Annotated in this window: 13 protein-coding genes and 2 pseudogenes; 8 read left to right on the top strand and 7 right to left on the bottom strand. The window is 71.3% G+C overall.

Annotated elements, in window-relative coordinates; translation table 11 throughout:
- Positions 1–71: 71 nt before the first annotated feature.
- Both WMJ97_RS00505 and WMJ97_RS00500 read left to right on the top strand, forming a co-directional pair.
- Positions 72–695, top strand: a complete 624-nt coding sequence (locus tag WMJ97_RS00505; protein WP_347347041.1) for an amino acid-binding protein — start codon at positions 72–74, stop codon at positions 693–695.
- Between the two features lie 145 nt (positions 696–840).
- Positions 841–2577: a pyruvate dehydrogenase gene (locus tag WMJ97_RS00500; RefSeq protein WP_347346989.1), complete on the top strand. Its 1737-nt coding sequence runs from the start codon at positions 841–843 to the stop codon at positions 2575–2577.
- Positions 2578–2708: 131 nt separating this feature from the next.
- Here WMJ97_RS00500 and WMJ97_RS00495 read toward each other — a convergent pair whose 3' ends face one another.
- The 6 genes from WMJ97_RS00495 to WMJ97_RS00470 form a co-directional block, all read right to left on the bottom strand.
- Positions 2709–2912, bottom strand: a complete 204-nt coding sequence (locus tag WMJ97_RS00495; protein ID WP_347346988.1) for a hypothetical protein — start codon at positions 2910–2912, stop codon at positions 2709–2711.
- A 5-nt stretch (positions 2913–2917) separates the two neighbouring features.
- Positions 2918–4987, bottom strand: coding sequence for an NAD-dependent DNA ligase LigA (ligA, locus tag WMJ97_RS00490; protein ID WP_347346987.1), 2070 nt, complete (start codon positions 4985–4987; stop codon positions 2918–2920).
- A gap of 140 nt (positions 4988–5127) precedes the next feature.
- Positions 5128–5859: a cupin domain-containing protein gene (locus WMJ97_RS00485; protein ID WP_347346986.1), complete on the bottom strand. Its 732-nt coding sequence runs from the start codon at positions 5857–5859 to the stop codon at positions 5128–5130.
- Between the two features lie 118 nt (positions 5860–5977).
- On the bottom strand, positions 5978–6952 hold the full coding sequence (locus WMJ97_RS00480; RefSeq protein ID WP_347346985.1) for a hypothetical protein: 975 nt from the start codon (positions 6950–6952) through the stop codon (positions 5978–5980).
- Complete coding sequence (gene mnmA / locus WMJ97_RS00475) at positions 6949–8037, bottom strand: tRNA 2-thiouridine(34) synthase MnmA (protein WP_347346984.1); 1089 nt, start codon at positions 8035–8037, stop codon at positions 6949–6951. Before mnmA ends, WMJ97_RS00480 begins: the two co-directional genes overlap by 4 nt.
- An 81-nt stretch (positions 8038–8118) precedes the next feature.
- The gene (locus WMJ97_RS00470; protein ID WP_347346983.1) at positions 8119–9243 is read right to left on the bottom strand and encodes an aminotransferase class V-fold PLP-dependent enzyme; all 1125 of its coding nucleotides are present in this window, start codon (positions 9241–9243) and stop codon (positions 8119–8121) included.
- A 188-nt stretch (positions 9244–9431) separates the two neighbouring features.
- On the opposite strand from WMJ97_RS00470, the pseudogene glgX reads away from it, so the two are divergent.
- The 6 genes and pseudogenes from glgX to WMJ97_RS00440 all read left to right on the top strand — a co-directional run.
- Positions 9432–11516: pseudogene (glgX, locus tag WMJ97_RS00465) on the top strand (glycogen debranching protein GlgX); the annotation flags it as partial.
- 400 nt (positions 11517–11916) lie between these two features.
- Positions 11917–13899 (top strand): alpha-1,4-glucan--maltose-1-phosphate maltosyltransferase, encoded by a 1983-nt coding sequence (locus WMJ97_RS00460; protein ID WP_347346982.1) that lies wholly within the window; start codon positions 11917–11919, stop codon positions 13897–13899.
- Positions 13900–13941: 42 nt separating this feature from the next.
- Positions 13942–15573: a maltose alpha-D-glucosyltransferase gene (gene treS, locus WMJ97_RS00455; protein WP_347346981.1), complete on the top strand. Its 1632-nt coding sequence runs from the start codon at positions 13942–13944 to the stop codon at positions 15571–15573.
- Between the two features lie 7 nt (positions 15574–15580).
- Positions 15581–16936 carry a phosphotransferase gene (locus tag WMJ97_RS00450; protein ID WP_347346980.1) on the top strand — a complete coding sequence of 452 codons (1356 nt, stop codon included), beginning with the start codon at positions 15581–15583 and terminating at the stop codon, positions 16934–16936.
- Positions 16937–16938: 2 nt separating this feature from the next.
- Positions 16939–18834, top strand: a pseudogene (glgB, locus tag WMJ97_RS00445) (1,4-alpha-glucan branching protein GlgB); the annotation flags it as partial.
- A 263-nt stretch (positions 18835–19097) separates the two neighbouring features.
- Complete coding sequence (locus tag WMJ97_RS00440; protein WP_347346979.1) at positions 19098–19874, top strand: NUDIX hydrolase; 777 nt, start codon at positions 19098–19100, stop codon at positions 19872–19874.
- A 133-nt stretch (positions 19875–20007) separates the two neighbouring features.
- Here the strand turns inward: WMJ97_RS00440 and WMJ97_RS00435 are convergent, their stop codons facing one another.
- A complete protein-coding gene (locus WMJ97_RS00435; RefSeq protein ID WP_347346978.1) occupies positions 20008–20952 on the bottom strand; it encodes a tetratricopeptide repeat protein in 945 nt (314 codons plus the stop codon).
- Positions 20953–20980: the final 28 nt, after the last annotated feature.

Genomic DNA, 20980 nt, shown 5'->3' with positions numbered 1-20980 from the left:
CGTCCGTTCTGCACTCCGGACGCCTTAACCCATGCGTAACTCGTATGCGCCAGACTCGGGGCGTGTTCTTGATGCGCGTTGCCCTGCCCGACCGACCCGGCTCACTCGGTGCTGTCGCGAGTGCGCTGGGCACCGTCCGCGCCGACATCGCCGCCGTCGAGATCGTGGAGAAGCACGAGGGGTTCGCGGTCGACGACTTCATGCTGCACCTGCCGAACGGCGTCCTGCCCGACTCGCTCGTCGCCGCCTGCACGGCCATCGAAGGCGTCGACGTCGTGTGGCTCTCCTACTACCCCGAGAACTGGGGCCTCCAGGCTGACGTCGACGTGCTGAACGAGATGGCCGAGCACCCCGCCGCCGCCGAGACGATCCTCACCGACGCCGCTCCCGAGGTCTTCCACGCCACCTGGGCGCTGCTCGTCGACCGCGACACCGGCCGGCTCGCCCACAAGACGCCCCTCGCGCCCGACCTGCTGCCCGAGCAGGCGCACCTGTTCGGCGCGCTGGACGCCGCCCACGCCGACGACCTCGTCGCCGGGTGGCTACCCGACTGGGGCGCCACGATCGTCGCGGTCGCCCCGTGCCGCGCGCCGTCCACGCACACGATCGTCCTGGGACGCGCCGGCGGCCCCGCGTTCCTCAAGTCGGAGATCGCGCGCCTGCGCCACCTCGCCGCCCTGGCGGAGCAGCGCTGACGCCCACGACCGCGATCACACCTCACCCTCGACGCCGACTCCGTCCGCCCACGGCGAAGTCCCTCGTCACCCCGCTGATCCTCGGCATACCGTTGCTCCGGAATCTTTGCGGGGGCACCCGTCATCGACCGATCCAGGAGAACTAGTGAAGCTCGCAGACCAGATCATCGCCCAACTCATGGATGCGGGGGTCAAGCGCATCTACGGCATCGTCGGGGACAGCCTGAACCCGATCGTGGACGCCGTCCGCCGCACCGGCGGTGCCGCGAAGGGCGGCATCGACTGGGTGCACGTCCGCCACGAGGAGGCGGCCGCGTTCGCGGCGTCCGCTGAGGCGCAGCTCACCGGCGAACTCGCCGTGTGCGCCGGCTCGTGCGGCCCGGGCAACCTGCACCTCATCAACGGCCTCTACGACGCCAACCGCTCGCACGCCCCGGTGCTCGCCATCGCGTCCCACATCCCGAGCCCGCAGATCGGCATGAGCTTCTTCCAGGAGACGCACCCCGACCGGCTGTTCGTGGAGTGCTCGGTGTACAACGAGCTCGTCTCGACGCCGCAGCAGAGCCCGCGCGTCTTCGACTCGGCGATCCGGCACGCGACCACGCTCAAGGGCGTCTCGGTCGTCACGCTGCCGGGCGACGTCGCCGACGAGGAGGCGAACGTCCCGACGCCGAGGTTCGTCAAGACGGCCGAGCCCGCGGTCGTCCCGCCGCCCGAGGTCGTCCAGCAGTTCGCGGACCTCGTGAACTCCGCGGGGAAGGTCGCGATCTTCGCCGGCGCCGGCGTCAAGGGCGCGCACGACGAGGTCATCGAGCTGGCCCGCATCCTGTCCGCCCCCGTCGGCCACTCGCTGCGCGGCAAGGAGTACATCCAGCACAACAACCCGTTCGACGTCGGCATGACCGGCCTGCTCGGGTACGGCGCGGCGGCCGAGGGCATGCAGGACGCCGACCTCCTCATCATGCTGGGCACCGACTTCCCGTACAACCAGTTCCTGCCGGGCGTCACGACCGTCCAGGTGGACCGCGCCGGCGAGGTGCTGGGGCGCCGCACGGGCGTCGATCTGCCGATCCACGGCGACGTTCTGGAGACCGTCCGCGCGCTGATCCCCCTGGTCAAGCCCAAGAAGGACGCCTTCCTCAAGGCCCAGCTCAAGCGGCACGAGAAGCTGATGACCAAATCGGTCGGCGCGTACACGCGCAAGGTCGAGAAGATGAAGCCGATCCACCCGGAGTACGCAGCGTCGATCCTCGACGACCTGGCCGCGCGCGACGCGATCCTCACCGCCGACACCGGCATGTGCAACGTCTGGACGGCGCGCTACCTGCGTCCGATGGGCACGCGGCGGCTGATCGGGTCCTTCCTGCACGGCTCGATGGCGAACGCACTGCCGCAGGCGATCGGCGCGCAGGCGGCGTTCCCGCAGCGGCAAGTGATCTCCGTGAGCGGGGACGGCGGCCTGTCGATGATGCTCGGCGAACTGGTCACGGTCGCGATGTACCAGTTGCCGGTGAAGATCGTCGTCTTCAACAACTCCAGCCTCGGCATGGTGAAGCTCGAGATGCTGGTCGATGGCCTGCCCGACTACGCCGTCGACGTCCCGGCCACGAACTACGCGGCCGTAGCCGAGGGGCTGGGCATCAAGGCGGTGCGGATCACCGACCCGCGGAAGCTGGCGTCCGGCTACAAGGAGGCCTTCGACCACCGCGGCCCGGCGCTGGTCGACATCGTGACCGACCCCAAGGCGCTCTCGCTGCCGCCCGAGGTCACGAGCCAGCAGGTGTTCGGGTTCGCGACGGCCATGAGCAAGATCGTGCTGAACCGCGGCGCCGGGGAAGCGGTCGCGATGGCGAAGTCGAACATCCGCAACATCCCGCGGTAGGCGTCCGGCAGCGCCGCGACACAGCGGCCGGTGGGGCCCTTCGGCCCGGCCGGCCGCTGCGCTGTCTTGGGGGGCCGCTGTGCGGCGCCCCGGAGAACGTGCCCCTCGGCGGGCCGTTTCGTCGGCGGCGATCAGCCGCGCAGTTGCAGGTAGGCGAAGAAGCCGAACGCGGTGATGGCCAGCACGGCCGCGACGAACACGAGCGTCGCCAGCCAGCGCTGGCGGCGCTTCTGCCCCGTCGTCGGCACCTCGGGCGGGCCCCACTCGCCGACCCGCGGACGCACGCGCGGCGACGTGGCCGCGTTCAGGTCGAGGTCGCTGTGCAGGCCGTCCATGCCGCTCACCCTACCTCGGGCCCGTCGCCGCCCCCGGACGCCGGCACCGCCGCCGCGCCGCGCTCGAGCAGGTCGGCGAACGCCTCCGCGGACAGGATGGGGACGCCCAGCGACTCGGCCTTGACGTACTTCGAGCCCGTCGTCTCCCCCGCCACGAGCACGGACGTCTTCTTGCTCACCGACCCGGACGCCTTCCCGCCCCGCGCCTCGATCGCCTCGTTCGCCGAGTCGCGCGTGTAGCCGGGCACCGCGCCCGTAACCACCACGGTCAGCCCGGCCAGCGTCTGCGGCTCCCCGGACGCCTCCGGCTCGGCGTCGGCCAGCACGCAGCCGGCCTCGCGCCACTTGCGGACGATCTCGCGGTGCCAGTCGACCGTGAACCAGTCGGTGATGGACGCGGCAAGGATCGGCCCGATGCCCTCCACGGCCGACAGCTCCTCCAGGCTCGCCGCCTGGAGCGCGTCGACGCTGCGGAACGCCGCCGCGACGTCGGGCGCGACGCCCTTGCCGACGTGCCGGATCGACAGCGCGACCAGGAACTTCGCCCACGGCCGCGTCTTCGCCTGCTCGAGGTTGTCGAGCAGCTTCGCGCCGTTCGCCTTCAGGTTGCCCGCCTTGGTTCTGAAGAAATCGGCCCGCAGCAGGTCGTCGGCGGTCAGGGCGAACAGGTCGCCCTCGTCGGCGAGCAGCCCGGCGCTCAGCAGCGCGTCGGCCGCCTGCCACCCCAGCGTCTCGATGTCGAGCGCCTGCCGCGACGCGACGTGGAACAGCCGCTCCCGCAGTTGGGCGGGGCACGAGCGCTGGTTCGGGCAGCGCAGATCCTTCTCGCCCTCCTTCTCGTAGGCGAGTTCGGTGCCGCAGGCCGGGCAGTGGGTGGGCATGACGAACGGGTGCGCGTAGGCCGGACGCAACGCCGCGACCGGCCCCAGGATCTCGGGGATGACGTCGCCCGCCTTCCGCAGGATCACCGTGTCGCCGATCAGGACGCCCTTCCGCTCGACCTCGAACGCGTTGTGCAGCGTCGCCTGCTCGACGGTCGAACCGGCGACGACGACCGGCTCCATCACCGCGTACGGCGTGACGCGGCCCGTCCGGCCCACGTTCACCCGGATGTCGAGCAGCGTGGTCGTCACCTCCTCGGGCGGGTACTTGTACGCGATCGCCCAGCGCGGCGCCCGCGAGGTGAAGCCCAGCTCGAGCTGCCGCGCCCGGTCGTTGACCTTCAGGACGACCCCGTCCATCTCGTGCTCGAGGTCGTGGCGGTGCTCGCCGTAGTGGTCGATGTAGGCGAACGCCTCGTCGAGGCTGTGCACGATGCGGGTGTGGCTGCTCACCGGCAGCCCCCACCTCGCCAGCAGGTCGTAGCTGTCGGACTGCCGCGCGATCTCCACGCCCGTCACCTCGCCGAGGCCGTGGCACAAGAACCCGAGACGCCGGGACGCCGTCACCCGCGAATCCTTCTGTCGCAGCGACCCGGCCGCGGAGTTGCGCGGGTTCGCGAACGGCGTCTTGCCGGCTTCGACCAAGCGCGCGTTGAGCGCGGCGAAGTCGTCGGGACGCATGAACACCTCGCCGCGCACCTCGACGACGTCGGGAGCCTCGGCCGGCAGGCGGTTCGGGATCGACCCGATCGTGCGGACGTTGCCCGTCACGTCCTCCCCCACCCGGCCGTCGCCGCGCGTGGCCGCGCTGACCAGGCGTCGGTCGACGTAGACCAGGTCGAGCGCGAGCCCGTCGATCTTCACCTCGCACAGCAGTTCGGGCAGCTCGGGACCCAGCCGCGCCGCCCACTTGCGGACGTCGTCGGTCGAGAACGCGTTGTCGAGGCTCATCATCGGCTGCCGGTGCACCACGGGCGCGAACGTCGCGGACGCCGACCCGCCCACCTGCTGGGTCGGCGAGTCGGGCGACACGAGCTGCGGATGCGCGGCCTCCAGCGCCTGGAGCTCGGCCATGAGCGCGTCGAACTCCCCGTCGCTGATGGTCGGCGCGTCGTCGATGTAGTAGCGGGCGCGATGCGCCCGGATCTCTTCGGCCAACTCCTGGTGCCGGGTGCGGTCGGTCTCCAAACTCACGCGGGAAAACCTACCGGCTCCCACCGACGAAACCGGACGCCCCCGCGGGCGGGTCAGCGAGGTGCGGCCCCCGGACGCCCGGGACAACAGGACGCCGCGGGCGACTCGCGCCCGCGGCGTCCGATGAACGAAGCGCCTGCTCAGAAGCCGGTGTACACCTCGACGAAGTGCTCGGCGGCCGGCGGCTCGGCGAGGAAGGGGCTGACCAGCTCGCGCCACCGGATGAACCGGTCGCCGCTGCGGAAGATCTCGGTGTGGTGCTCGATGGTCTCCCACTGCACGATCAGGCGGTAGTGACCCGGCTTGTCGACCGACTTCTCCAGGTGGAACGACCGGCAGCCCTCGGCCCCCTGGAACACCGTGGTGGCCTGCGCGACCGCGGAGATGAACGGGGCGTCCTGCCCCTCGGCCACGTGCAGCTCCACCTGCTCGCGGACGAGCTTCATCGGCTCCTCACCCAGGGAGCCCTGCTCGACGTCGATGCGCTCCCGGACGCCGTCGGACACCTTGGTGCGCGTGGCGTCCAGCGAGCCGTAGGTCCAAAAGATCGCGGCCGGCTCGGAGTCGGACGCGTTCGTGAAGTGGTGCGGAACGTTCGCCGGCACGAAGGCCACGTCGCCCACGCTCAGCTCGTGCTCGACGCCGTCGATGTCGACGATCGCGGCTCCCTGCGCCAGCAGCACCGATTCGGGGACGTTGTGCGTGTGGTGCGCGATCGAGGCCCCCGGGCCGAACTCGGTGCGCCCGTTGATGAACGCCGTCGCGCCGCGACCCACGGTGACCAGCGGGGTCGTCCGGGCGCCGCGGCCGCGGTCGATGCCGGGCAGGTCGGCGGGACGCAGGACGTGGGACTGTTGGGAGATCTCGGGCATCGGTTCCTCGCAGGTCGCGGCTGGGTGATGCGCTCAGCCTATGCCCGCCCGGAGCCTCCCGCGGCCCGTTCGCCGGGCCCGCGCGATCGTCGCCGACCCTCGTCGCACCCGGGTGCGACTAGGAGCGCAGCGCGTCCTGCACGTCGGCCGCAGCCGTCCGCAGCGAGGCGAGGACGCGCGGCACCTCCGGCACGCTCAGCCCGGCCAGCCCGCAGGCGGGCGTCAGCCACAGCCGGTCGGCCAGGGTCTCGCCCAGCTCCAGCGGGCGCAGGTGCGCCAGCGTCCGCGAGACGATCGCGTCGGACGCCTCCGGCCCGCTCGTCACGCCCCAGTACAGGTCGACGCCGCGCTCGACCGCCTCGGCGATCGGGTCGAGCCGCCCGACGAGGGCGGCGTCCAGGCTGAGGCCGGCGAAGCCGGCCCCGTCGCGTCCGGTGCGGGTGAGCAGCCCCACCGGGACGTCGGGCGCGCAGCAGTGGACCAGCGCGTCGGGCGTCAGCGCGGCGAACTCGGCGAGCCGCTCCGCGGCCTCGGACGCCTCGACGGCCCGGTGCCGGAAGTACCCGCCCTCGGTCGGCACCGTGCCCGCGAGCACGGCCGGCAACGACGGCTCGTCGACCTGCAGCCGCACGACGGCCCCGGGCACCCGCCGGGCCACCTCCGCCACGTGGTCGGCCACCCCGGCCGCGAGCGACTGCGCGAGGTCGCGGCGCGCCCCGCGGTCGGCGAGCAGGCGTCCGCCGAGCGGCAGGAACACGGACGCCGCGAGCGTCCACGGGCCGGTCACCTGCACCTTCAGCGGCCCGGAGTAACCGTCGGCGGCCTCTTCCAGGATGTCCAGGTCGTCGCGCAGCGTCGCCCGCGCGCGCCGCAGGTCGACGCCGGGGTGCGCCGCGAGGCGCCACTGACCGGCCGCGAACTCGGCGTCCAGCCCGGCGAGGAGCGCGGCCGCGCGCCCGATCATGCCCGCCCACGGCCCGCGGGCGGGCAGCTCGGGCAGGCACGGCAGGTCGGGAACGTCGCTCAGCATCAGGCGGGCGGCTGCCGGGAAGTCCCGCCCGGGGAGCGATCCGAGGACGGTCGCCCCGCTCACGCGGCCTCCGCGGCCGGGGTCGTCCGGGCGACGGTGCAGGCGCCGACGACCAGATCGTCGGCGTAGTACACCGCCGCCTGACCAGGCGCGATGCCGTACGCCGGCTCGTCGAGGGCGACCCGCACCTCGTCCGCCCCGGCGGTAATCGTCGCCGGCATGGGCTCGCCGTGCGCCCGCACCTGGACCAGCCCGCGCCACGTGCCGGGCCGCGCGTCGGCCGTCCAGGTGGGCCGGATGCCGGTCAGCTCGGTGACGCGCAGCCCCTCCCGCGGGCCGACGGTGACGGTGTTGTCGGCCGGGGAGATGCCGAGCACGTAGCGCGGACGCCCGTCGGGCGCCGGCACGCCCAGGTGCAGCCCCCGGCGCTGGCCGACCGTGTACCGGTGCGTCCCGTCGTGGGTGCCCACCCGGACGCCGTCGGCGTCCACGATCGCGCCCTCGCGGCGCCCGAGCTTGCCGGTCAGGTAGCCCGCGGTGTCGCCGTCGGGGATGAAGCAGATGTCGTGGCTGTCGGGCTTCTTCGCGACCGACAGCCCCCGCGCGGCCGCCTCCGCGCGCACCTCGGGCTTCGGCGTGCCCGCCAGGGGAAACAGCGCCCGCCGCAACTGCTGCTGGTTCAGGACGCCGAGCACGTAGCTCTGGTCCTTCTCGGCGTTGCCGCCGCGGTGCAGCAGCACGGTGTCGCCGTCGCGCGTCAGCCGCGCGTAGTGGCCGGTGGCCAGGGCGTCGAAGCCGAGCGCGAGGCCCCGCTCGAGCACGGCGGCGAACTTGATCTTCTCGTTGCAGCGCAGGCACGGGTTCGGGGTGCGCCCGGCGGCGTACTCGGCGAGGAAGTCGTCGACGACGTCGGCGGCGAACCGGTCGGACAGGTCCCACACGTAGAACGGGATGCCGAGCGCGTCGGCCGCGCGCCGGGCGTCGTGGGAGTCCTCCAGCGAGCAGCAGCCGCGGGCGCCCGTCCGGAACGACTGCGGGTTCTTGCTCAGCGCGAGATGCACGCCCGTGACGTCGTGGCCGGCGTCCACCATGCGCGCGGCGGCCACGGCGGAATCGACCCCGCCCGACATCGCCACCAGCACCCGCATGAAACTCCCCTTTCTCGGCCCGACGTCGCCGCGGCGGATCGCCCGGCGAACCCGACGATTGTAGGCGAGCACGCGGCCGGCTCAGAAGGCCGCGCGGGCGCGGGCGACGGCGTCCGGCAGGGCTGCGAGCAGGGCGTCGACGTCGGCGTCCGTGCTCGTCCAGCCGAGCGAGAAACGCAGGGACGCCGACGCCTCCGCCTCGCTGCGGCCCATCGCAAGCAGCACCTCGCTCGGCCGGTGGACGCCCGCGGTGCACGCCGAGCCGGTCGAGCAGTCGATGCCCGCCGCGTCCAGCAACAACAGCAGGTCGTCGGCCCGCGCGCCGGCGAAGCTCACGTTGCAGATGGCCGGCGACCCGGCGTCCCCCGCCGGGTTCACCGACGCGCCCTCGATGCCCGCGACCGCGCTCACGATCCGTTCGCGCAGCCGCGCCCACCCGGACGCCTCCCGCGCGAGCCCCCGCACCGCCTCCTCGGCGGCCGCGGCGAATCCCGCGGCCAGCGCGACGGGAACCGTGCCCGAGCGCAGGCGGCGCTCCTGGCCCCCGCCGAACCCGACCCTGCCAGGCTCCAGCCCCCGCCGGACGATCAGCGCCCCGACCCCGACCGGCCCGCCCACCTTGTGCGCCGACAGGCTCAGCAGGTCGAGCCCGGACGCCGCGAAGTTCACGGGCACATGCCCGAACGCCTGGACGCCGTCGCTCGCCGCCCACGCGCCCGCGACGTGGGCGTCCTCCGCGAGCTCGGAGACCGGCCAGGCCACGCCGGTCTCGTTGTTCACCCACATGGCGGACGCCACGGCCGCCCTCCCGTCGAGGGCGGCGCGCCAGGCCTCTCGATCCAGGGCGCCGTCGGCGTCCACCCCCACGATCCGCGCGCGCTCGCCCAGGGACGCCGCCGCCTCCGCGACGGCGGGGTGCTCGACGGCGGTCGTGACCACCACGTCCCGCCCCTGCCCGGACGCCCACGCCGACGACGCGCCCCCGAGCACCGCGATGTTGTCGGCCTCCGTCCCCCCGGACGTGAACACGACCTCGGTCGGATGCGCCCCCACGCACGCGGCGAGCCGCTCGCGGGCGTCCTCGAGCAGCGCGCGCGCCGCTCGGCCGGACCCGTGCAGCGAGCTGGGGTTTCCACCCTGCGCCCATGCGTCCGCCATCGCCCGCGCGGCCGCCGGCCGCAGCGGCGCGCTGGCCGCGTGATCCAAGTAGTGGCGGGCCAATGGAAGCGTTCCCCTCAGTCAGAAGCACCTGCCCCCGGCGCCGACGCACCGGGGCGGCGCCAGAATAGAACTCTGCTGGTCAGATGATGCACAATAGAACGTCCCCCCAGCCAGGGGACGACGCCCCAAAACGCCACCAAATAGGGCTTTTGGGTCCCGACCGAAAGAGCTACATGACTCGTCCGACACTGACCCCTCCGCTGGACTCGTCCATTCTGGGCGCCCAAGTCCACGGAGACGGAACCAACTTCGCGCTCTGGGCTCCGCGGGCTACCCGCGTCGAGCTCGCGCTCGTGGGGGTCGACCGGCAACAGACCAACGTGGACATGCACCGCGGCCCCGACGGGGTCTGGCAGGTGTTCTGCCCCGGCGTGGGCGCCCAACAGCGCTACGGCTACCGTGTTCACGGCCCGTGGAATCCCGAGAGCGGCCAGCGGTTCAACCCCGCGAAACTGCTCGTCGACCCGTACGCGCGGGCCATCACCGGCGGCGTCGACTACGCGGGCCCGATCAGCGACCACACCTCCGACTCGAACTTCACCCCCGACCCGACTGATTCGTTCGCCGCGGTCCCGCTCAGCGTCGTCGTCGCCGACACCCCGCCGCCGACGCCGCTCGAGCACCGCCCGACGCCCGACGAGCTGGTGGTCTACGAGACCCACCTGAAGGGCTACACGCAACTGCACCCCCAGGTTCCCGAGCACCTGCGCGGCACGTACGCGGGCATCGCGTACCCCGCGGTCATCGAGCACCTGAAGAGCCTCGGCATCACCGCCGTCGAACTGCTGCCGGTGCACCACTTCGTCTCCGAACCGTTCATCATCGGCCGCGGGCTGTCGAACTACTGGGGGTACAACACCCTGGGCTTCTTCGCCCCGCACGCCCCCTACTCGAGCACCGGCAGCCTCGGCGGCCAGGTCACCGAGTTCAAGGAGATGGTGAGCGCGCTGCACGAGGCCGGCATCGCCGTGATCCTCGACGTGGTCTACAACCACACCGCCGAGGGCGGCCACGAGGGCCCGACGCTGAGCTTCCGCGGCATCGACCACGCCGGCTACTACCGGCTGACCGACGACCTGCGCAACGACTACGACGTGACCGGCTGCGGCAACGCCGTCGACGACTCCAACCCCGGCGTCCTCGACATGGTCATCGACTCGATGCGCTACTGGGTGACCCAGATGGGCGTCGACGGGTTCCGCTTCGACCTGTGCTCGACGCTGATCCGCGACGAGCGGCATCACGTCCAGCAGGATCACGAGTTCAAGAAGCGCATCGCCGACGACCCCGCCTTCAAAGACATCGTCATGATCTCCGAGCCGTGGGACATGGGGCCCTACGGCTACCAGGTCGGCCGCTGGGGCCTCGGCTGGAGCGAGTGGAACGACCGGTTCCGCGGCTACACCCGCGATTTCTGGCGCGGCGCGCTGTCCGGCGTCCAAGAGCTGGCGACACGCCTGCAGGGCTCGACGGACATCTACGAGCAGGGCGGGCGTCCGGCGTACAGCTCGGTCAACTTCGTGACCGCCCACGACGGCTTCACGATGCGCGACATCGTCACCTACGACCTCAAGCACAACGAGGCCAACGGCGAGCGCAACCGCGACGGCGCCGACGACAACCGCAGTTGGAACCACGGCTACGAGGGCGAGACCGACGACGGCACGGTGATCGCGGCCCGGCATCGCACGACGCGCAACATGATGGCCATGCTGCTGCTCAGCGCGGGCATGCCGATGATCCTGGCCGGCGACGAGATGGGCCGCACCCAGCAGGGCAACAACAACGCCTACTGTCAGGATTCGCCGTTGTCGTGGGTCAACTGGCACAGCCTCGACGAGTGGGGCGACCAGTTCGAGCTCACCCGCTCGCTGCTGGCGCTGCGTCAGCAGCACCCCGTCCTGCGCCCGACGACCTTCCGCACGCAAGACGAGGTGACGGACGCCGCGGGCGTCGGCCTGGGCCGCCGTGAGACCGCCTGGTTCCACGAGAGCGGCGCCGAGATGGGCGTCGAGCACTGGCACGAGTGGGGGCGCCGCTCGCTCGGCTGGTACGTCGCCGACGCCGACGAGGGGTTCTACTGCTTCCTGCACGGCGGCGAGGAGCCGCTGGAGGTCACGCTCCCGGCCGGGCCGTGGGGCGAGACCTACCGCATCGTCGCGCACACCGGCGAGCCGGGCGAACTGCCCGACGACGAGATCACCGCCGGCGATTCGGTGACCGTGCCGGGCCGGACCATCCTGATCGCCCAGGCGAGCTTCGTCCCTTCGGCCGGGGCCGAGCCGGTCGGCGACTCGGTCGCCACGGCGGACAGCATCGAGGCGCCGGGCGAGAGCGCGGACAGCATCGTCGAGGGCGGCATCATCGGCGAGGAGAGCATCGCCCAGGAGATCACGACCGAGACCGTGCCCGACGACGGGGCCGCCCACGACGAGCCCCCGGCGCAGCAGGACGCCGGCGACGCGCCTGAGGGCGTCGTCGGCCAGGAGGCGTCCGGGGAGGGCCCGCAGGGCGAGGACGAGCCTCGATCCTGACGACCCGCGGGGCGTCCGCGACGTGTCGTCGCGGGCTGCCCCGGCGCGGTCGGTTGCAGTAGGTTGGGGTGGTCTGCGTATCACCGCGCCAAAGCCGCGCCGTACGGATCAGGAGATCACGCCAATGACCGCTGTCCAGACCGCTGGTGTCGTCAACAAGGGGATCGGCCGCATCCCGGTGACGGACGTCTCGCCCGTCGTCGAAGCGGGCGCCTACCCAGCGAAAGCCGTTGTCGGGGAGCTCATCCCCGTCCGGGCGAAGGTGTTTCGCGAGGGCCACGACGCCGTGAACGCCTCCGTCATCCTCACCGACCCGCAGGGCCGCGAGACGCGCACCGACATGAAGCCGCTCGAGCCCCGGGGGCTCGACCCGTGGGAGGCGTGGGTGCGCCCCGACAGCGAGGGCCCCTGGACCTTCCGGGTCGAGGGGTGGTCCGACCCCTGGGGCACGTGGCTCCACAACGCCGAGGCCAAGCTGCCGGCCGGCGTCGACATCGACCTGGTGTGCCTGGAGGGGCGCGACCTGCTGGAGCGCACCGCCCAGGCGGCCGAGGCGTCCGACGATCCGATTCAGGCGTCCATCCTGCGCGCGACCGCGCAACTGCTGATCCCGCAGCGGCCCCCGAAGGATCTGCTCGACGTGGCGAACGCGTCCGGGCTGGACGCGGCGATGCGCAAGTACGGCCCGCGCGAGCTGGTCTCCCCCACGGCCGACTACCCGATCTGGGTCGACCGCAAGCGCGCGCTGTACGGCTCGTGGTACGAGTTCTTCCCGCGCTCGCAGGGCGCCACGCAGGACGCGGACGGCACCTGGCACTCCGGCACGTTCGAGACCAGCATGGGCCGGCTCGACGAGGTGGCCGCGATGGGCTTCGACGTGGTGTACCTCCCACCGATCCATCCGATCGGCAACGCGTTCAAGAAGGGCAAGAACAACACGCTGGACGCCGACGAGAACGACCCCGGCTCGCCGTGGGCCATCGGCGGCCCGGCGGGCGGCCACGACGCGATCCACCCCGATCTCGGCGACTTCGAGTCGTTCGACCGGCTCGTCGCGCACGCCAACGAGCTCGGCATGGAGATCGCGCTCGACTTCGCGCTGCAGGCGTCCCCGGATCACCCGTGGGTGCAGTCGCACCCCGAGTTCTTCACCACCCGCATCGACGGCACGATCGCCTACGCGGAGAACCCGCCGAAGAAGTATCAGGACATCTACCCGATCAACTTCGACAACGACCCCGACGGCATCTACCACGAGGTGCTGCGGCTGCTGAAGTTCTGGGTCGGCCACGGCGTCAAGATCTTCCGTGTGGACAACCCCCACACCAAGCCCATCAACTTCTGGGCCTGGATCATGCAGCAGATGCGCGAGTTCGACCCCGATGTCCTCTTCTTCGCCGAGGCGTTCACCAAGCCGGCGATGATGGCCGCGCTGGGCAAGGTGGGCTTCCACCAGAGCTACTCGTACTTCACCTGGCGCAACACGGCGGAAGAGCTCCGCGAGTACATGCTCGAGCTCACGCGCGAGATGGACTCGTTCTACCGCCCGGTCTTCTTCGTCAACACGCCCGACATCAACCCGTTCTACCTGCAGTCGGGCAACCCGGCCGCGTTCGCGATCCGGGCGATCCTGGCCGCGACGCTGTCGCCGAGTTGGGGCGTCTACTCGGGCTTCGAGCTCTTCGAGCACGAGCCGCTGAAGGCCGGCGGCGAGGAGTACCGCAACTCCGAGAAGTACGAGTACCGGCCGCGCGACTACAACGCCCAGCCGAACCTGAACATGCTGCTCGGCCAGTTGAACTCGATCCGGCGGGCACACCCGGCGCTGCAGCAGTTGCGCCGCATCGACTTCCACCCGACGAACAACGACGGCATCCTCGCCTTCAGCAAGGTGGACGGCGACGACCGCATCCTCTGCATCGTCTCGGTCGACCAGGACAACACGCTCGAGGGCGAGGTCATGGTCGACATGGCCGCGCTGGGCCTGCAGGACGACGCGCCGCTGCACGTGCGCGACGAGCTGACCGGCGCGACGTTCACGTGGGGCCAGCGCAACTTCGTCCGGCTGGCGCCCGCGCAGCCCGCGCACATCCTGCACGTGCTGTAGGCGCGTCCCACCACATCCACCGCCATCCCCCGCGAAGGACCTATGACCCAGGAACCCGACTGGTTCAAATCCGCTGTCTTCTACGAGGTGCTCGTCCGGTCGTTCGCCGACGCCGACCACAACGGCGTCGGCGACCTGGCCGGGCTCACGTCCAAACTGGACTATCTGGCCTGGCTGGGCATCGACTGCCTCTGGCTGCCGCCGTTCTTCCCGTCGCCGCTGCGCGACGGGGGGTACGACGTGGAGGATTACACCGACGTCCAGCCCGAGCTCGGCACCCTCGACGACCTGCGCGAGTTGCTGTCGTCCGCGCACGAGCGCGGCATGAAGGTCATCAGCGACTTCGTCATGAACCACACCTCCGACGCCCACCCATGGTTCGAGGAGTCGCGCAGCGACCCCGACGGGCCCTACGGCGACTACTACGTCTGGCGCGACGAACCGACCGAGTTCGCCGACGCGCGGATCATCTTCATCGACTCCGAAGAGTCGAACTGGACGTACGACCCGGTGCGCGGGCAGTACTACTGGCACCGCTTCTACAGCCACCAGCCCGACCTGAACTTCGAGAACCCGGCGGTCCTGGCCGACATCATGGCCGCGATCCGGTTCTGGCTGTCGCTCGGCTTCGACGGCTTCCGGCTGGACGCCGTCCCCTACCTCATCGAGGCAGACCGGACCAACTGCGAGAACCTGCCCGGCACGCACGACATCCTCAAGCAGGTGCGCGCGATGTGCGAGGAGGAGTTCCCGGGCACGATCCTGCTGTGCGAGGCGAACCAGTGGCCCGACGACGTCATCGAGTACTTCGGCGACGACGACGAGTGCCACATGGCCTTCCACTTCCCGGTGATGCCGCGCCTCTACATGGGCCTGCGCCGCGGGTCGCGCGAGTCGATCAGCCAGATCCTGGCCGACACGCCCGAGATCCCGCCCGGCTGCCAGTGGGGCACGTTCCTGCGCAACCACGACGAGCTGACGCTGGAGATGGTGACCGAGGACGAGCGGCAGTACATGTGGAGCGAGTACGCCCCGGTGCCCCGCATGAAGTGCAACCTCGGCATCCGGCGGCGCCTCGCGCCGCTGGTCGACAACGACCAGCGGCGGATCCGGCTGCTCCACGCGATGCTGCTCGCCCTGCCCGGGTCGCCGGTGCTGTACTACGGCGACGAGATCGGGATGGGCGACAACATCTGGCTGCCCGACCGCGACGGCGTCCGGACGCCGATGCAATGGTCCTCCGAGGAGGGCGCCGGTTTCTCCGACGCCGACCCCGACTACTTCCCCTACCCCCTGATCGACGACGAGGAATACGCGCCCCAGGCGATCAACGTCGAGGCGCAGCGGGCCGACCCGGCGTCCCAACTGAACTGGGTGCGCACCGTGCTCGACGTCCGGCGGCGCCAGCCCGCGTTCGGCCGCGGCGGCTTCCGCGACCTGGGCGGGGCGCAGCAGGTGTTCTCGTTCGTCCGGGAGCACGACGGCGCGGCCGTCCTGTCCTGCAACAACCTGACCGACACCGAGCAAACCGTCGAGCTGAACCTCAGTGCGTACGCCGGACGCCGCCCGTCGCCCCTGTTCGGGGCCTCGCTCGGCACCGAGCCCGCGGAGATCACCGCGGAGCTGTACGTGCTGACCCTGCCGCCCTACGGTTTCTCCTGGCTCACGATGTGAGGCGACGATGACCGATCACGACCTGACCGAAGCGACCGACCCGACCGAGTCGACCGACGAGGCCCTGAGGGCCGCCTGGTGGGGCCACCTTCAGACCGTCCGCTGGTTCGGCGGCAAGGGCTCCCCGGGCACGATCTCCCGGCTGACGCCGCTGGACTTCTACACCCCCGAGGGGGTTCTGCCCGCGCTGCGCAGCGAGATCGCGACGATCGACTACGACGACGGGCGCACCGAGTACTACCACCTGCTCGCGGCCTACCACGCGCCCGGCGAGGGCCCCGGCGAGCCGCTGGGCGAGGCCGACATCTCGGGCCTCGGCCGGGCGGACGTCCACGACGCGACGGAGGACGAGGCGTCCGTCGTCGAGTTCGTCCGCGTGCTCGACGAGAACCCGCGCGCCGCTATGGACTGGCGGCGCCACCTCGCCCCCGACGAGGTCGCGGGCGCGCGCGTGTGGCGCGGCGAGCAATCCAACACGACGATCGTCGTGGGCGCCGGGCTGTTCAAGCTGTTCCGGCGCGTCGAGCCCGGCCCGAATCTGGACGCCGAGGTGCTCACCGCGCTCGACGGCACCTCCGCGGCCACGCCGGCCCTCTGGGGCCGCCTCACCGGCCCGTGGCCCTCGGGGCAGACCACCGACCTCGGCATGGTCATCGAACGGGTCCCCGACGTCACCGACGGCTGGGAGCTCGCCAGCGCCGCCTGCGCCGCCGGGGAGGACTTCACCGAGCGAGCGGAGGAGCTGGGCCGCGCGCTGCGCCGCGTCCACCGCGAACTCGCGGACGCCTTCGGCACGACCACCCGCCCCGGCGACGAGATCGCGGCCACCATGATCCGCCGGCTGGACGCCGCGGCCGCCGTCGCCGGCGTCCTCGATCCCCACGTGGCCGACCTGCGGCGCGGGTTCGCTGCGCTGGAGGGGCAGCAGGTCGCAACGCAGCGCGTCCACGGGGATTTCCACCTTGGGCAGACCCTCGCCGGCCCACACGGCTGGACCATCATCGACTTCGAGGGCGAGCCGGCGAAGACGGCCGCCGAGCGGCGCGAACCCGACTCGGTGTGGCGCGATGTGGCCGGGATGATGCGGTCGTTCGACTACGCTCGGTCGGCCCATTCCGACCCCTCCTCGGACGCGGCGAAGAACTGGGCCGAAGCCTCCCGTCGCGCCTTCTGCTCGGGATACTGTGGGCCGAAGGATTTCCGCGGCGACCTGCTGTCTGCCTACGAGGTCGACAAGGCCGTTTACGAAGTGGTGTATGAGCTGAGAAACCGACCGACATGGGTCTCGATCCCCATGCGGGCGATCCTCGAGCAAACGCAGCGAGCCGCGGGCTCGCCTGAGTCGAAGGAAATAAAGGAGTGACAATGGGACACGACCCGCACGGTGGGCTCACCGGCTGGGACTTGGAGGGCTGGCACAGCGGCGGCGACACCGAGGCGTGGAAGCGCCTCGGCTCGCACGTGGTGACGATCCATGACGACGACCGCGGTGACATCACGGGCACCCGTTTCGCCGTCTGGGCGCCGAACGCCAAGGCCGTCCGCGTGAACGCAGACTTCAACTGGTGGACCGGCGACGCGATGACGCTCGTTCCGGGCTCGGGGGTCTGGGCCACGTTCATCGAGGGCGTCGGCGAAGGCACCTTGTACAAGTACAACATCCTCGGCGAGGACGGCGTCTGGCGCGAGAAGGTCGACCCCATGGCCCGCTTCGCCGAGCAGGCCCCGGCCAACAGCTCGATCGTCTACGAGAGCAAGTTCATCTGGTCCGACGACGAGTGGATGGAGCAGCGCCGCAACACCGTGCCCCACCAGGCGCCGATGTCGATCTACGAGGTCCACCTGGGCGGCTGGCGCAAGGGCAAGACCTACCTCGAGCTCGCCGAAGAGCTCGTCGAGTACGTCCAGTGGCAGGGCTACACGCACGTGGAGTTCATGCCCGTCGCCGAGCACCCCTTCATCCCGTCCTGGGGCTACCAGGTCACCAACTACTTCGCCCCGCAGTCGCGGCTCGGCAAGCCGGACGAGTTCCGTCACCTCGTCGAGGCCCTGCACAAGGCGGGCATCGGCGTCATCCTCGACTGGGTGCCCGGCCACTTCCCGAAGGACGCCTGGGCGCTCGGGGACTTCGACGGCACCCACCTCTACGAGCACGCCGACCCGCGGCAGGGCGAGCAGAAGGACTGGGGCACCTACGTCTTCAACTTCGGCCGCAACGAGGTCAAGAGCTTCCTGGTCAGCAACGCGCTGTACTGGATCAAGGAGTTCCACATCGACGCCCTCCGCGTCGACGCGGTGGCGTCCATGCTGTACCTCGACTACAGCCGCGAGCCCGGCGAGTGGGTGCCGAACAAGTACGGCGGCAACGAGAACCTCGAGGCGATCGACCTGCTCCGTTACGTCAACAAGCACCTCTACGAGCGCGAGCCCGGCGTCATCATGATCGCCGAAGAGTCGACGTCGTTCCCCGGCATCACCAAGCCGGTCTACCTGGGCGGCATCGGCTTCGGCTTCAAGTGGAACATGGGCTGGATGAACGACTCGCTGCGCTACCTCGCGCTCGAGCCCATCTACCGGCAGTGGCACCACAACGAGCTGACGTTCGCGATGGTGTACGCCTACTCCGAGAACTTCATCCTGCCCATCAGCCACGACGAGGTCGTCCACGGCAAGGGTTCGATGATCAACAAGGTCCCCCAAGACGACTGGCGCAAGTTCGCGACCCTGCGCGCCTTCTACTCGTTCATGTGGGCCTTCCCGGGCAAGATGCTCATCTTCATGGGCCAGGAGTTCGGGCAGCGCAGCGAGTTCAACGAGGAGGCCAGCCTGGAGTGGTGGGTCACCGACCTGTGGGGCCACCACGGTCTGCAGCGCATGTTCAAGGATCTCAACGAGATCTACAAGGCACATCCCGCCTTGTGGAAGCTCGATTCCGATCCCGAGGGCTTCCGGTGGATCAACGCCGACGATGCCAGCGCGAACACGTTCAGCTGGGTGCGCAGCGACGGCGACGGCGAAGAGATCGCGGTGGCGGTCAACTTCAGCTCCGAGCCGTGGCACGACTACCGGCTGGGCCTGCCGCACGCGGGCACGTGGTCGGAGATCTTCAACTCCGACTCCACGGTCTACGACGGCTCGGGCGGCACCGGCAACATGGGCCGCGTGATCGCGACGGCCGACCCGAGCAACGGCTTCGAGAACAGCGCGCTGGTCCAGATCCCGCCGCTCGGCGCGGTCTTCCTCCGGTACGACCCGCAGGCCGACGAGGTGACCGGCACGACGGCCGCCTCCGAGTCGGACGCCGCTGGCGAGCCCGCCGCCGAGGTGGGCGAGGCGACCTCGTCCGAGGTGTCCTCGGCCGGCTCGACGTCCGCCGGGTCGACGTCCGCCGGCTCTGCGGCGGCCGGAGGCGTCGTCTCCGAGGTGGATGCCCTCGACGCCACCCCGGCGTCGCCGGTCACCGCGGTCGACGACAAGGCCGACGTCCAGGCGTCCGAGTAGGGGTGAGTGCCCCAGCAGGCCACGTGCGGCTCCTGCGTGACGGGCCCGAAGGGGTCCTCACGTGGGAGCCGTCCGGCGACCCCGTCGCGCTCGAGCGCGGGGTCGCCGAGGCCTGCCGGCACGCGTTCGCCGACCAGGGTCTTCACCGGCTCGTGGCCCGCGTGGCCGTCGACGACACGGTGGGCCGACGGACCCTCCACCGGCAGGGGTTCCGGTTCGAGGGGCTGCTGCGGGGCGCGGCGCGGCGTCCCGACGGCACGTACACCGACCTGCGCCAGTACGCCCGGCTGGCGACCGACGTCGCCGCCGGCCGCGACGGCTTCACCGCGGTGATGAACACCGTCACGCCGCGCAAGCGGCTGATCGCGCACGCGCTGGTGCAGGACGCCGCGGCCCGCGTCCTGCTGTGCGAGACCTCCTTCAAGCCCGACTGGGAGCTGCCGGGCGGCATCGTGGAGCCGTTCGAGTCCCCCGCCGGCGGGCTCTCCCGCGAGATGGAGGAGGAGATGGGCTGGGGGCCCGAGGTCGGCCGTCCGCTGGTCGTCGACTGGCTGCGCCCGTACCTCGGCTGGGAGGACGCTCTCGAGCTCGTCTTCGCCACCCGCACCGTCTCGGAGACGGACGCCACCCGCCTCACCGCCGACGGCCACGAGATCCTCGCGCTGCACTGGCTCACGCCCGATGCCGCCGTCGAGCGCATGACCGACTTCGGCGGCCGACGTCTGCGCGCCGCGCTGGCTGCGGCGTCCGAGGGCACCACGCGCTACACCGAGGGCGGGTCGCCGCGGCCGTCCCGCTGAGCGACTCCGTCCCGACGTCGCCGTCGCATTCTCCATCGGGAGGCCCCCACGTGAGGACGCCCCCGCCACGGGTCGTGGCGGGGGCGTCGCGTCGTGGGGCGTCAGTCGCGATCGCCGGTCGTCGCGCGGATGCTCAGAACAGCGCGGTCATCAGGTCGCGGCGAGCCTTCGGCACGGAGGGGTCGGAGTTGCCGACGGTGTCGAACAGCTCCAGCAGGCGGACGCGGACGCGGTCGCGGTCGTCGCCCGACGTCGTCCGGACCAACTCGATGAGCCGGGCGAACGCCCCGGCGGGGTCTCCCCCGGCCAACTGGACGTCGGCCGCCCCGAGCTGAGCATCGATGTCGGACGGGTCGGCCTGCGCGCGGGCGACGATCGCGCGCGGGTCGTCGTCCCCCAACCGCTTCAGGAGGCGGGCGCCGTTGCGCCCGGCGATCGCGTCGGCGTCCCCCGGCGTCGCCGCCAGGATCTTCTCGAACTCGGCGATCGCGGTGTCGAACTCGCCCTCGGCCATCGCGGCGTCCGCGGCAGCGAACCGGGGGTCCGGGCCACCCTCCTCCTCGCCTTGCGCGTCGCCCGCGGCCGGAGCCTGCCCGGCCACCGGCTCGGCGTGCCCGACGATGCCGTTGGCGACGGCCACCTTGATCAGCTCGTCGATCATCGCCGACGCGTGCGCCTTGTCGGCCGTGCCCTGGAACAGCGGCGCGAGCTGGCCGCCCACCACGCCGACGACCATCGGGACCGCCTGGATGCCGAGAGCCCCGGCGAGCTGGCTGTTGGCGTCCACATCGAGCCGGACGAGCAGGTACTTCCCACCCGCCGCGTTCGCCAGGCTGGCGAGGTCGTCGGAGAGCTGCTGCGCGTTCGCGCGCGGCGAGTAGAACTCCACGACGAGCGGGTACTGCACCGACTTCGCCAGGAGTTGCTCGAACGTCCGCTCCGTCGCCTCGACCACGTAGTGGGCGCCGCCTGCAGCCCCTCCGGAGGCCCCCGCCGGGGCGGACGCCTTCTGCTGGGCGGCCGCGGCGAGGCCGGACAGATCCACGGCGCGGGAAGAATCGAAACTCGGTGCATTCATGCCTTCCATTCTTGCATCCGTTCCCCTG

Source organism: Nigerium sp., assembly GCF_039811905.1.
Taxonomy (GTDB): domain Bacteria; phylum Actinomycetota; class Actinomycetes; order Propionibacteriales; family Propionibacteriaceae; genus Propioniciclava.
This window is presented reverse-complemented; position numbering and strand designations above follow the sequence as displayed.

What these genes read in the sequence shown, in the direction of transcription:
- WMJ97_RS00505 (WP_347347041.1), top strand. Translation starts at nt 72, where the DNA reads ATGCGCGTTGCCCTGCCCGACCGACCCGGCTCACTCGGTGCTGTCGCG.
- WMJ97_RS00495 (WP_347346988.1), bottom strand. Translation starts at nt 2,912, where the DNA reads ATGGACGGCCTGCACAGCGACCTCGACCTGAACGCGGCCACGTCGCCG.
- WMJ97_RS00485 (WP_347346986.1), bottom strand. Translation starts at nt 5,859, where the DNA reads ATGCCCGAGATCTCCCAACAGTCCCACGTCCTGCGTCCCGCCGACCTG.
- mnmA (WP_347346984.1), bottom strand. Translation starts at nt 8,037, where the DNA reads ATGCGGGTGCTGGTGGCGATGTCGGGCGGGGTCGATTCCGCCGTGGCC.
- WMJ97_RS00460 (WP_347346982.1), top strand. Translation starts at nt 11,917, where the DNA reads ATGACCGCTGTCCAGACCGCTGGTGTCGTCAACAAGGGGATCGGCCGC.
- treS (WP_347346981.1), top strand. Translation starts at nt 13,942, where the DNA reads ATGACCCAGGAACCCGACTGGTTCAAATCCGCTGTCTTCTACGAGGTG.
- WMJ97_RS00450 (WP_347346980.1), top strand. Translation starts at nt 15,581, where the DNA reads ATGACCGATCACGACCTGACCGAAGCGACCGACCCGACCGAGTCGACC.
- WMJ97_RS00435 (WP_347346978.1), bottom strand. Translation starts at nt 20,952, where the DNA reads ATGAATGCACCGAGTTTCGATTCTTCCCGCGCCGTGGATCTGTCCGGC.